The organism is Geovibrio sp. ADMFC3, from assembly GCF_054687035.1.
The window spans coordinates 2,488,123-2,501,028 of the sequence record NZ_BAAFZG010000002.1; the positions used below are offsets into that span (position 1 = coordinate 2,488,123).

At 44.8% G+C, this 12,906-nt stretch carries 8 protein-coding genes; 7 read left to right on the plus strand and 1 reads right to left on the minus strand.

The features are described from left to right. Positions 1-388 precede the first annotated feature (388 nt). Positions 389-1,237 (plus strand): LysR family transcriptional regulator, encoded by an 849-nt coding sequence (locus ACYRYY_RS12185; protein WP_460215879.1) that lies wholly within the window; start codon positions 389-391, stop codon positions 1,235-1,237. A gap of 40 nt (positions 1,238-1,277) precedes the next feature. After that, entirely contained in the window at positions 1,278-3,116 is a 1,839-nt protein-coding gene (locus ACYRYY_RS12190) for a UbiD family decarboxylase (RefSeq protein ID WP_460215880.1), read from the plus strand. Positions 3,117-3,125: 9 nt separating this feature from the next. On the opposite strand, the gene ACYRYY_RS12195 is transcribed toward ACYRYY_RS12190, so the two are convergent. Next, entirely contained in the window at positions 3,126-4,166 is a 1,041-nt protein-coding gene (locus ACYRYY_RS12195) for an HD domain-containing phosphohydrolase (RefSeq protein WP_460215881.1), read from the minus strand. 124 nt (positions 4,167-4,290) lie between these two features. Between ACYRYY_RS12195 and ACYRYY_RS12200 the strand changes: the two genes are divergently transcribed. The 5 genes from ACYRYY_RS12200 (at position 4,291) to ACYRYY_RS12220 (ending at position 12,872) form a co-directional block, all read left to right on the plus strand. Beyond that, on the plus strand, positions 4,291-7,389 hold the full coding sequence (locus tag ACYRYY_RS12200; protein WP_460215882.1) for an FIST N-terminal domain-containing protein: 3,099 nt from the start codon (positions 4,291-4,293) through the stop codon (positions 7,387-7,389). Between the two features lie 586 nt (positions 7,390-7,975). Continuing rightward, entirely contained in the window at positions 7,976-9,079 is a 1,104-nt protein-coding gene (locus tag ACYRYY_RS12205; protein WP_460215883.1) for a hydrogenase small subunit, read from the plus strand. Next, on the plus strand, positions 9,057-9,986 hold the full coding sequence (gene hybA / locus ACYRYY_RS12210) for a hydrogenase 2 operon protein HybA (protein ID WP_460215884.1): 930 nt from the start codon (positions 9,057-9,059) through the stop codon (positions 9,984-9,986). Before ACYRYY_RS12205 ends, hybA begins: the two co-directional genes overlap by 23 nt. Further along, positions 9,970-11,169, plus strand: a complete 1,200-nt coding sequence (gene hybB, locus ACYRYY_RS12215; RefSeq protein WP_460215885.1) for a Ni/Fe-hydrogenase cytochrome b subunit — start codon at positions 9,970-9,972, stop codon at positions 11,167-11,169. Before hybA ends, hybB begins: the two co-directional genes overlap by 17 nt. A gap of 20 nt (positions 11,170-11,189) precedes the next feature. Continuing rightward, positions 11,190-12,872, plus strand: coding sequence for a nickel-dependent hydrogenase large subunit (locus ACYRYY_RS12220; RefSeq protein ID WP_460215886.1), 1,683 nt, complete (start codon positions 11,190-11,192; stop codon positions 12,870-12,872). The last annotated feature ends 34 nt before the right edge of the window (positions 12,873-12,906 follow it).

Consider the following 12,906-nt stretch of genomic DNA (forward strand, 5'->3'; position numbering starts at 1 on the left):
TATACTGAAATCAAAACAACCTTTAAGAGTCTGAAAATCGTTTTCACCGGTTTCAGACTCTATGGAAGTATTTTTATTCTGTGCAGAAAAAAGAAAACATGTATGCCCTTTTTTGAAAAAACGGAGCTATACTTGTTCGGCTGCTAACAAATTATGCTGATATTCGGAAATATGAGATAAATACCGGATAGTCTTTCCCGTGTAAACGCTTGCCGTTGTGTTTGTATCTTTTTTGGTATGTTTTTTATTCGTTAATACAGCTTGCAAGGCTTTGCATAAAGTTCATTTTTAGCGATATTATCATATGTTTACATCAATACAAGTGATAACAATTATTACGCCATAGATATATCATATGTCACAAAATATGCTTATTTCATGGTGGTGTATGGACTTAAACGAGTTAAGGATTTTTCTGGAGGTTTACAGGACAGGAACAATTTCATCTGCAGCGGAGAAGCTGAATACTGTTCAGTCAAACGTTACTGCACGTCTCAAAAAGCTTGAGGATGAGCTTAATGTTTGTCTGTTTTACCGCAAGAGCAGAGGGGTGGAAATAACATCTGACGGCAAAAGGCTTTTGCCGTTCGCTAAAAAAATAATGTCTGCAGCAGCGGATATAAGCAGTGAATTCAAACTGAAAACAGCCGCCAAGGGTGAGATCAGAATAGGGCTGACAGATACAACATTTTCCGAGTGTCTTCCTGCTGCTATGTCTGCATACAAAAAAAAATATCCTGAAGTGGAATTGACAATCAAGACAGATTCTTCCGCAGCGCTTGTGGAGGATATAATGGCATACAGGCTGGATGGAGCATTTACAGGCGGTGTGGGTTTTAATGAGAATATTGAGTCGGTCAGGCTGGGTGAGGTTAATGCTGCTTTAGGCGGGATTAGAAAGGAGATAAGAGATCCTTCCGCTCTTATTGTTTTCCGTAAAGGCTGCTCATACAGAGATGTTCTGGAGAAGTGGGCGGCTTCTGCTGATTTGCAGAACGTCAAGGTAATAGAATTAAGCACTCTTGAGGGGATACTTGGCTGCGTTCGTGCCGGACTGGGAGTGACTTGCATGCCTGAGAGGTTACTGAAAAAATATGATGTTCCGTATGAAGAACTTGAGGATAACTACAGACTGGTGGAAACAAATTATATATACAGGAGAGACATAAAACAGCCAGCGGCGGCTGATGCTTTTGCTGCGCTGATCAGGAAAAACTTTTTGACTCAGACTGAGTGAATGTTGTTAAATAGGGCATAAAAAATTATACGGTGATGGCATGGGTTACAGAAATCTTAATGAATGCGCTTCAGACCTTGAAAAGAAAGGAATGCTTGTCAGGATAAACACTGAGCTTGATCCTCATCTTGAAATAGGGTGTGTTCAGAGAAGAGTATATGAAAACGGCGGTCCGGCACTTTTGTTCACTAATGTAAAAGGAAGCCGTTTTCCCATGCTGGGAAATCTTTTTGGTACCATGGAGCGGACGAGATATATTTTCCGGGACAGCCTCAGGATAATCGAGGCGATGGTTAAAATGAAAATAAATCCGAAGGAAGCCCTGCTTGATCTGCCCTCATTATTTAAGGCTTTTGCAGGTGCATACAGGCTGCTCCCCGCCGGGAAAAGTAACCCCGCCGTAATGAAAAACAGATGCTCTTTAAGAGAGCTGCCCCAGCTTGTATCATGGCCAATGGACGGCGGAGCTTTTGTTACTCTTCCCCTTGTTTACACAGAAAACCCCTCTTCAAAAGGTTTTCGCTCGTCTAATCTCGGCATGTACAGAGTACAGATTTCCGGCAATGACTATTTGGAAAACGAAGCAGGGCTTCACTACCAGATTCACAGAGGAATAGGAGTTCACCACAGAGAGGCTCTGCAAAAGGATGAGCCTCTTCCTGTGAATATCTTCATAGGGGGTGCGCCTGCACTTACTGTGGCGGCGGTAATGCCCCTGCCGGAGGGTATGCCGGAGCTTGCTTTTGCAGGTGTATTAGGCGGAAGACGGATAAGCTACGGCAGAACGCCGAACGGACTTCCTGTCCCTGCGGAGGCTGATTTCTGTATTTCAGGGTACATTTACGGAAATGAAACCAAGCCGGAGGGTCCATTCGGTGATCACATAGGCTATTACAGTTTGAAGCATGATTTCCCTGTGATGAAGGTTGACGCCGTTTACCACAGAGACGGAGCAATATACCCCTTTACCACTGTGGGCAGACCCCCGCAGGAGGATACGAGTTTCGGCGAATTTATTCACGAACTCACAGGAGGGCTGATTCCGGAGGTTTTGCCGGGGATAAAGGCTGTTCATGCTGTGGATGCTGCTGGTGTTCATCCGCTTCTGCTTGCAGTGGGCAGTGAAAGATATGCCCCCTACGAAGATAACCCACGCCCGAAGGAACTGCTCACACAGGCAAATGCAGTGCTTGGTCAGGGTCAGCTTTCTCTGGCTAAATATCTTTTTATATCAAATTATTATGACAACGAAGAACTTGATGTGCATGATGCTGAGGCTTTTTTGGCTCATATGCTTGAAAGGGTTGACTGGCGGAGAGACCTGCATTTTCAGACATCGACAACAATAGACACTCTGGATTATTCCGGCAGCGGGCTTAATGAGGGCTCCAAAGTTATTATTGCCGCCTGCGGAGCAAAGGTCCGTGAACTGTCTGCTGAGATAAAAGGCGGGCTCAGTCTTCCGGAGGGGTTCAGCGAACCCAGAGTTGCGATGCCCGGAATCCTTGTTGTTCAAGGTAAAAAAGCTGATTCTCCGAGGGGTGCGGAGGATGAGGCAATTCACTCGTTTGTTCGCTCGTTTAATGCAGAGCATCCTATAAACCGTTTTCCGCTTATTATAATTGCTGATGACAGCGAGTTTACTGCGAGAAATTTGTCAAATTTTCTGTGGGTTACATTTACCAGATCTAATCCTGCAAGTGATATTTACGGTATAGGTGCCGAGACCGTCAGCAAGCATTTCGGGTGCAGTGGTTCATTGGTGATAGATGCACGCATTAAACCCCACCACGCTCCGCCGCTCATAATGGACAGTGAAGTGGAAAAGAGGGTTGATGTGCTTTTCTCCGGAAACGGAGTATTAGCTGGGCTGGGTTGATAGGCAGTGTTATATGTGATTATGGTTGTTGTATATTTCAACTATCCGGTCTATGCCTTCCATAAATGAGTCAACCGCTTTGGGGTCAAAGTGTGTGCCTTTTGCATCTAATATATAGGCTACCGCATCCTCAAATGCCCATGCTTTTTTATAAGGGCGCTTTGACGTGAGGGCATCAAAAACGTCAGCCAAAGCAACTATACGGGCATCCAGGGGTATGTCTTCCCCTTTGAGCCCTTCGGGGTAGCCTGTGCCGTCATATTTCTCATGGTGGTAACGTGCAATTGCCGCCCCTCCTCTGATGTACGGGGAATCAGCGTTCTTCAGTATGTCGCATCCGAAGACGGTGTGCTTTTTCATTATTACAAATTCTTCGTCTGTAAGTTTTCCGGGTTTGTTCAGTATAGTATCGCTTACTGCTATTTTGCCTATATCATGCAGGGGTGCGGTGTGAAGTACCTGCTCACAGAAATCCGGTTCGCATCCCATGCCTTCTGCTATGATCCGTGCATAATTGCCGACACGGAGTATATGTTCGCCTGTTTCCTCATCTCTGTATTCCGCCACACGTCCGAGAAGGGCTAACGCCTCAAACTCTCTGGCACGGATAACTTCTGTGGCTTTTTCAACTTCAGACTGAAGATGAAGCGCCCGTTCACTGAGCATTTTCCTGTATTTTCTTATGGTGAGAATATTATTCAGGCGTGCTTTGAATTCTGTGGTGTCAATGGGTTTAGTGAGAAATTCCGTAGCGCCGGATTCAAAGGCACCTATTTTCACTGTATTGTCGTCATTAACCGCTGTTATCATGATAATGGGAACATCCGGCTGAATGCTTTTTATGGTTTTGGTAAGTTCAATTCCGTTCATGCCGGGCATCATGTAATCAACAAGAGCCACATCTATTTCATTGTTTCGGGTATATTCCAGAGCTTCCAAGGGGCTTGAGAAGCTTTTAACCTTGTGCCCTATTGCCCCTGCAAGGTGTTCTATGAGCATCAGGTTAACTTTATTGTCGTCAACAGCAATAATATTGAAGATAAAATCCATCCAAGATCCCTAGTATTAATGACTATTACACAGTATAATCTATGTATTGTTACATTAGAACTAGTCTTTTACAATGATTTTATGCTTGTGCGCCACTAAAAAGCGGACAGCCTCAGGGGAAAGTATGAGGATTTTCAATTTCAGCTGTACCGATGCCGTTGAACTTAATAAAAAGCTTAAAGATATTTCTTTTTATGAAAATGGAAACCGCCTTGTCCAGATTTTTGGCGGAAGCGGGAATACGAAACAGATAATGAGCATCGCCGCCGCAGCCGGGGAAATAGAAAACTCCTGTGTAATCGGCTGCACCAGCGCAGGTGAAATTCTCGAAGGTGAAATACTCGAAGGTTCTGTTGTTGTTTCCATAGCCGATTTTGAATTTTCCCATGTAAAATCTTTTTTCTTTTCAGGCAATGACATGGTACACGCAGCAGATGAGATAATAAAAAATATTATAACTGAAGATACAAAAGGACTGATTATTTTCTCCGACGGGCTCAAAAGTGATGGACAGGCTCTGATTACACGGCTGGGTGAGGCTGCTCCTCATGTTTTGATTGCCGGTGGTAAAGCAGCGGATGATTATTCATACTCTAAAACTTTTGTTTTTACTGATAAAGAGCTTGCAGACTGCGGTGTTGTCTGTGCCGCACTCAGCGGTGAGGAGCTGATACTCCACACTGATTATCTTTTCAACTGGGAAGCCGTGGGGGAAATGATGACTGTTACCCGCTCCGAAAGGGGAAGGGTTTACACAATTAACAATACCCCCGCAGTTGAAATCTACCGCAGGTATCTGGGACATGAAGTTGCTGAAAGTCTGCCGGATGCGGGGATGGAGTTTCCTCTTATCTTCTTCCGCAGAGGCATAGATGTCGCCAGAAGCCCTTTGGCAAAGTTTGATGACGGTTCAGTGCTTTTCGCAGGCGATATTGAAGAAGGGTGCAAGGTTCGCTTCGGCTTCGGTAATCTTGAGTTTGCAGACTCAGGCTCGCATATTAATTATGACGCCATGAACGGCGTTCCTGTGGAATGTATTTTTGTATACACTTGTTCAGGTAGACGTTTTTTTATCCGTTACGGTATGGAAACCGAAATACGCCTTTTGGCATCTATGGGAAGCTCTGCGGGTTTTTTTACATACGGCGAGTATTTTCACAAAAACCGATGCAATGAACTGCTTAACATAACCACAACATTTATGACCTTAAGCGAATCCAAAGATGCTGTCAGAATACACGAAATTAGAAGCAGACGAAAACCGAACAGATCACTGAAAGCCCTTACCAATCTGGTACGTACCACCTCTGCCGAGCTGAATTTTGAAAAAGAACTCACCACTGTGATACTGGATAATCAGGAAAGCATAGTTGTTCTCAGATCTGATGCTGAAGGCGATGTTAAAATCAACCGTACTTTCTTTGACCTGTTCGGATTTGAAAACCTTGAAGACTTCAAAAAACAGCATAAGTGTATAAGTGAACTGTTTATTTCGCAGGAAGGCTATCTGGATCAAGGCTGTTTTGATAATGTTGATATTATAATAAATGAGAAATGCAAGCTCCGTGATCCCAAAGGGCTCGTGCGTGTTTATAAGGTGCGTGCATCAAAGCTGGATTTTGTGGAAACACCCTATATGCTGATCACGTTGAATGACGTTACCGATCTTGAGAACGCTGTGAATACTGCGGTATTCGCCGAAAAGGCAAAGTCTGACTTTCTGACTAACATCAGCCATGAGATCAAAACACCTCTCGGCGGTATGCTTGGTTTTCTGGATATATTGGGACAAATGGAGACCACACCCGAAAAAAAAGAGCTGATTGCAGTGGTAAGGGAAAACGGTGCAAGCCTTCTTTCTGTTATCAACGACATCCTCGATTATTCAAAGATAGATAACGGGCGCATGGAAATACGCTATATGCCATTTAAGCTTGAGTATGAGCTTAAGGCGGTGATTTCCACATTTAAAACCAAAGCCAGAGAGAAGGATATCGAACTTACTCTCCATAGGGATGAGGATATTCCTGTTTATATGGTGTCTGATCCTCTGCGCCTTAAGCAGATCTTGTGCAATCTCATAAGCAATGCGCTTAAATTTACTCCCAAGGGTGGCAGGACGGAACTGAGGGCTGATTATCTTCCTGAAGAAAAAAAAATACGTTTCAGCATAACTGATAACGGTATAGGGATTCCTAAGGACAGCCAGAAGAAGATATTCCGGTTTTATGTTGATATTAATTCGGATATTTCCACAAAACCACAGGGCGGCACAGGCTTGGGGCTTGCTATCTCATCCAGCCTTGTAGATATGATGGGCGGCAGGCTTGAGGTAGAAAGCGATGAAGGAAAAGGGAGCAGGTTCTTTTTCTCTCTTGATGTGAATGATTTTCTTCTTCCGGAAGGATACGGCGGAACAAGGGGAGCAGAGCAGCCGGAAAGACTTACCGGAAGCTTTAAGGGCAGGATTCTGATAGCCGATGATAATGAAACCACTGCCAAGCTTGTGCAGCTTATTCTGGACTCCTACGGTCTGGAGCATGTCTGGGCAAAGGATGGAAGGGAGGCTGTAAAAGAATTCAGTGAGGATAGGTTCGATTTGATTCTCATTGATGAAAACATGCCTGTGATGAGCGGATGTGAGGCTGTGGCAGAGATAAGAAAGCTTGAGGCACGCCGCAATGCGGAGAGAACTCCTATAGCTGCCTTTACTGCTAATATAGGGCTTTTTGTTGATGAAAATTTCCGTAAATACGGTATGGATGAATTTTTGCCAAAGCCACTTGACTTTGCGGAACTGCACGGTTTGCTTCACAAATATCTTAGCGAGTCGGCTGACGGACTTGAGACCATGCGTCAGAAGCGTGCCTATCCCACAGCGGGGATGGGAGCAGGCACAGAGCTTATTGCAGACGTTATCGATGGTTTGAGGCTCAAAAAAGAAGACGTTATTATACTTCTGAGCAATTTTATAGAACAGTTCAAAGAACAGTATGAAAACCTTGAGCATGCGTTTACTGAAAAGGATTTCAACAAGATAGCAGCAACTTCTCACAGCATATACGGAGCAGCAAGTAACCTGCGTCTGAGGCGGATTGCAGAGAAAGCCAGAGAAATTTCAGAGTGTGCAAAAAGCAGTCAGGAGTGCGAATATCCCTTCATGTTTGAATATCTGGCTCTTCAGGTAAAGTATCTTGAAGCTGCACTTGGCTCAATTAAATAATTTGTTGATTTTATAAACCTAGTGTTTCTGTCGGGTTGTATCGTAATACAGATAAGAGGTATCGTGTTATTAACCTCTTGCTGAAATGAACGTAATATGACAATCGATTGACAATTATCTTATGTTTTAATCTCCGAGCCGAAAAAAATCATGTTATAAGAAATTGTTCTGATAATTTTTCTTCAATAAATTTACACACCTTTGTTCGCATCAAAAATTGGTCAGATGACTTAGAGGACTTGATAATTATTATTATCCATTTTCTGTTTTCCTGTTCATAATTTATTTCGTAACTCCCTTAGAAACATGATCTGTTTAGCTGGAATACTGGTGCTGCTCTTGCATGAGTCTGCTCATAATATGGGATCAAATGTTCAAAACAGGCAGGCTGCTTTTATGCCTGCTTTCCTATGGAAAAAAATTAAAACAGAATTTTGAGAAGCTATAGGGTTACTCTATGGCTTGCATCAAAAAAATTAGTATGCAACTATAGCGCGTTTTAATTCATTTATTGGGTATTCTGTTAAGCACTAGTAATTTGTACAGTGCTAACTTTTAGGTTAGGTTTAAAGAATAGAGGTGTAGTATGAGCAGAAACAGCCTTTTCGGGGCTAATGTCTCAAGACGTGACGTGCTGAAATTCAGCGTAGGGGTTACGGCTTTGATGGGACTTCCTTATTCAATGCATACGGCAATAGCAGATGCGGCAACGTCCGATAACCGTCCGCCCGTCATCTGGCTCCATTTTCAGGAGTGTACAGGTTGTTCAGAGTCGCTTTTAAGGTCTGACCATCCGACCCCTGCGGCACTTATTCTCGATATGATATCCCTTGACTACCATGAAACTCTTATGGTGGGCTCCGGACATCAGGCAGAGAAATCTCTCCATGATTCAATGGAAGCAAACAAAGGCAAGTACATTCTTATAGTTGAAGGCGCAGTGCCTCTTGCCGAAAACGGTATCTACTGCAAAGTCGGCGGTAAAACAGCGAAGGATTCTCTCCTTGAAGCTGCAGCAGGCGCCGCTGCGGTAATTAATATCGGAACCTGTTCATCATTCGGCGGTGTTCAGGCAGCTGCCCCCAACCCCACACAGGCGGTTTCAGCAGCAAGTCTTGTAAAGGACAAACCTGTAATCAATGTTCCCGGCTGCCCGCCCAGCCCTTACAACCTGCTTGCTACAGTTCTTTATATTCTCACTCTCGGCAAACTTCCCGAGCTTGATGACAAACAGAGACCTGTTTTTGCATACGGAAGAAAGATACACGAACACTGCGAAAGAAGACCCCATTTCGATGCCGGCAGATTTGCTGAAAACTTTGACGACGAAGGTCACAGAAATGGCTACTGCCTCTACAAACTCGGCTGCAAAGGTCCTGCAACTTTCGCTAACTGCTCCGTTCAGAGATTCAATGATATGGGTGTATGGCCTGTCTCTATGGGTCACCCCTGCATAGGCTGTACTGAGCCCGATGTTATGTTCCACCTTTCCATATTCGACAAGGTACAGGTACATAACCCCACTCCTCCTGATTTCTACCCCAATGCCAATCCTGAAACCAGAGGCAAGGGCGCTGACCCGCTCACTACAGGTATAGTCGGTCTTATTGGCGGTGCTGCTATAGGTGCAAGCGCTATGGTCGCTGCTAACCTTCCCAAGGAGGAGAATGATGAAGAAGACGAGGCGTGAGTTTATTAAGCTCGCGGCTCTCGGCGGCGCAGGCATTGCTGCCGCTCCGCTTGCGGCGGAAGCTTCTGCTCCCATAGCCGCTCATGAAGATGCCGTGGGTATGCTTTATGACGCCACGCTTTGCGTGGGCTGTAAAGCATGCGTAGCGAGTTGTAAAAACGTCAACGACATGGATGCGGCTCCCGCTCCCAATGACGCTGACAGACTTTGGGATGCTCCCGAAGACCTCGACTACAGAACAAGAAACATCATAAAACTCTATAAAGACGGAGAGGGCGATTTCTCCTACGTGAAGTATCAGTGCATGCACTGCATAAAACCTTCATGCGTTTCTGCCTGCCCGGTTGCGGCAATGCAGCAGGAACCTGACAGAGGAATCGTTTTCTACGATAAAGACATATGTATCGGCTGCCGTTACTGCCAGGTTGCCTGCCCGTTCAACATTCCCAAGTTTGAATGGCCCAAGGCTTTCCCTAAGATAGTAAAATGCGATCTTTGCAAGTTTACTAACCTTAAGGAAAAAGGCATTCCCGCATGCTGTGAGGTTTGCCCCACTAAAGCGGTGATTTACGGTAAGAGAGAATTCCTCCTTGCTGAAGCAAAGAAGAGACTCGCAGAGCATCCTGAAAAATATCAGAAGGAAATTTACGGCGAGTTTGAAGTCGGCGGAACAAACGTTATCTATATTGCCGGCGAAAGCTTCGACAACCTCGGTTTCAGAGAGCTTGAGTTTGACTCAAACGCTGCTTTCTCCGAGAACATTCAGCACACGATTTACAAAGGCTTCGTAGCGCCTGTGGCTCTTTACGGTTTCCTTGCTTTCGTAGCTCTTAAAAACCGCAAAAACCATGGTCACGGTCATGGACACGATGCCAAACATGAGGGTAAAGATGGTTCCGAAAAGTAATGAATATATGGCTCTGCACCGTGAGAAGATTCTCACCCCTTCGTTTTGGGTGCTTCTCACGTTTACGGTAATCGGCTTTTACTGCATTGGTCTCCGTTATGTAATGGGTATCGGTGCGGTGAGTAACCTTTCGGACGGTTTCCCATGGGGTATCTGGATTGCTTACGACGTTGCCACCGGTACGGCTCTTGCCTGCGGCGGTTATGCTCTTGCGATCGTGATCTATATTATGAACGGCTGGAAATACCACCCCCTTATCCGTTCTGCGATTGTTACCTCTCTTTTCGGTTATGCCCTTGCAGGCTTCTCCGTTATGGTTGACCTTGGAAGGTACTGGAACGCTTACAGCTTTTTCATACCTTCACGCTGGCAGGTAAACTCGGTAATGTTCGAGGTTGCAGTCTGCGTCATGGCTTATAACGTGGTTCTTGCGATTGAACTTCTTCCTGCAATTCTGGAAAGATTTGTTCATTCCACAAATCCACGTTTTCCGAAACTGAAAGAGTTTGCCAGAAAAATATACCCGAAACTTGATAAGGTGCTTATTTTCTTCATCATTCTGGGTATTACTCTTCCCACAATGCACCAGTCTTCGCTGGGCTCTATGATGATAATTGCAGGTTCTAAGCTGAACCCTATATGGCAGACGGGCTTCCTCCCGATCCTTTTCCTCATTAACGCCATGTACATAGGCTATTCTGTAATTATTTTCGAGTCTACCCTTTCGTCTGTTGCGTTCGGAAGACCCTTTGAGAAAGAAGTAAGGATAATCGCCAAAGTTATCCCCTACCTTACTGCTGCATGGCTCATAATTCGCTTTGCAGATCTCTACTACAGAGGTCATCTTTCAACAGCATTTTCAGGGGACTACTATTCCAAGATGTTCCTTGCCGAAACCCTGCTCATAGCAGGCGGTGCTTACATGCTGACATGGAAACATTTCAGAATGTCACCCAGATGGGTTTTTGTTTCCGCTGTAATGCTCTGTGTGGGCGGTTCATGGTACAGGTTCAGTGTTTACATCATCGGCTTCAACCCCGATAAGGGATGGGCTTACTTCCCCTCACTGCCTGAGTTTTTCATCACCCTCGGTCTCGTGGCTTTTGAAATTCTCGGCTACATGGTGCTGGTAAAAATGTTCCCGATCATGCCCAACCTTGAAGGGCACAAAAAGAGCGCTTAAATTTTTCAGGAGATTAAATAATGGGAAAAAGAATAACGATTGACCCTATTACCCGTATAGAAGGACACCTCAGAATTGATGTAGAGGTTGACGGCGGAAAAGTTACTAAGGCATGGTCCTCTGCACAGATGTGGAGAGGAATCGAAAAAATTCTTCAGGGACGTGACCCCAGAGACGCATGGGTTTTTTCTCAGAGATTCTGCGGCGTTTGCACAACTGTTCACGCAATAAGCTCAATCCGCTCACTTGAGGCGGCTATGAATGTTGATGTTCCTGTTAACGGTCAGCTTATAAGAAACATGATGATTGCACAGCACTCTGTACAGGATCATATTGTGCATTTCTATCACCTTTCAGCTCTTGACTGGGTTGATATAGTTTCTGCTCTTTCTGCAGATCCTAAGAAAACAGCTGCGATCGCTCAGAGCCTTTCTGACTGGCCCGGAAACAGTGTAACTGAATTTGCTGCTGTTAAGGAAAAACTTAAAAGCTTCGTAGCAACAGGTAAACTGGGAATCTTCGGCTCAGGATACTGGGGACACCCCGCAATGAAACTCAGCCCCGAAGTAAACCTTCTGGCTGTGGCTCACTACCTCAAAGCACTTGACTACCAGCGCAAAGCTTCTCAGGTTGTTGCTATCCTCGGCGGTAAAGACCCGCATATCCAGAATCTCTGCCTCGGTGGCGTTGCTACTGCTATCAACCCTGACGGTATGGCTGCACTTAATATGGAAAGGTTTGCCCAGCTTCGTGCGCTTATGGTTGAAACAAGAGACTTCGTTAAAAAAGTTCTCTACCCTGATGTTGTTGCAATCGGTTCCATGTACAAAGACTGGTTTAAATACGGTAAAGGCGTTAACAACTACCTTGCTGTACCCGAATTCCCTGTCGATGAAAAAATGACTCAGTTTGACATGAACGGCGGTATAGTCTTCAACAGTGATTTCAGTAAAATGAGAGTGATGAAAGATCACAAAGACTCTTACCTGCTTGAAAATACTACAGAGTCTGTTGCCCGTGCATGGTATAAAGACGACAAACCCAGAAATCCTTTTGATGGCGGAGATGAACCTCATTACACTGATTTCGATGAAAACGGTAAATACTCATGGTCAAAAGCTCCGAGATTGTCAGATCTTCCTGTTCAGGTCGGACCTATTGCGCAGATCCTTACATCATACTATAATAAAGATAAAGAAGTTGTTGACCTTGTTAACTCAACAATTAAGACCCTTGGCATCAGCCTAGGCGATCTTGAGTCAACTATGGGAAGACATGTTACAAGAGCTATACGCTCAGTAATAATGGCTGAAAAGTCACTTAAATATCTTGATATGCTCATAGACAACCTTGCAAAAGGTGAAACAGCATATGCTAACCACGTTGAAATGCCTATGGGTGAATACAGAGGCGTTGGCTTCCACGAGGCTCCCAGAGGAACACTTTCACACTGGATAGTGATTAAAGATAAGAAAATCGCCAACTATCAGGCGGTTGTTCCTTCAACATGGAACGCAGGTCCCAGAGATGAAAAAGGACAGGCCGGACCCTATGAGGCAAGCCTTGTTGGTAACCCTGTTGCTGATGCTCATCAGCCCCTTGAAGTTATCAGGACTATTCACTCATTCGACCCCTGCATTGCGTGCGCAGTTCATTCTGTTGACCCTGAAGGAAAAGAACTTACCAGCATAAAAGTTAGATAATACAAATAAAACAGGGCAGGCGGGTTCACCTGCC

Bases quoted from the DNA above. Each gene is read 5' to 3' on its own strand.
- ACYRYY_RS12190 (WP_460215880.1), top strand. From the start codon at position 1,278: ATGGGTTACAGAAATCTTAATGAATGCGCTTCAGACCTTGAAAAGAAA.
- ACYRYY_RS12220 (WP_460215886.1), top strand. From the start codon at position 11,190: ATGGGAAAAAGAATAACGATTGACCCTATTACCCGTATAGAAGGACAC.
- ACYRYY_RS12195 (WP_460215881.1), bottom strand. From the start codon at position 4,166: ATGGATTTTATCTTCAATATTATTGCTGTTGACGACAATAAAGTTAAC.
- hybA (WP_460215884.1), top strand. From the start codon at position 9,057: ATGATGAAGAAGACGAGGCGTGAGTTTATTAAGCTCGCGGCTCTCGGC.
- hybB (WP_460215885.1), top strand. From the start codon at position 9,970: ATGGTTCCGAAAAGTAATGAATATATGGCTCTGCACCGTGAGAAGATT.
- ACYRYY_RS12200 (WP_460215882.1), top strand. From the start codon at position 4,291: ATGAGGATTTTCAATTTCAGCTGTACCGATGCCGTTGAACTTAATAAA.
- ACYRYY_RS12205 (WP_460215883.1), top strand. From the start codon at position 7,976: ATGAGCAGAAACAGCCTTTTCGGGGCTAATGTCTCAAGACGTGACGTG.
- ACYRYY_RS12185 (WP_460215879.1), top strand. From the start codon at position 389: ATGGACTTAAACGAGTTAAGGATTTTTCTGGAGGTTTACAGGACAGGA.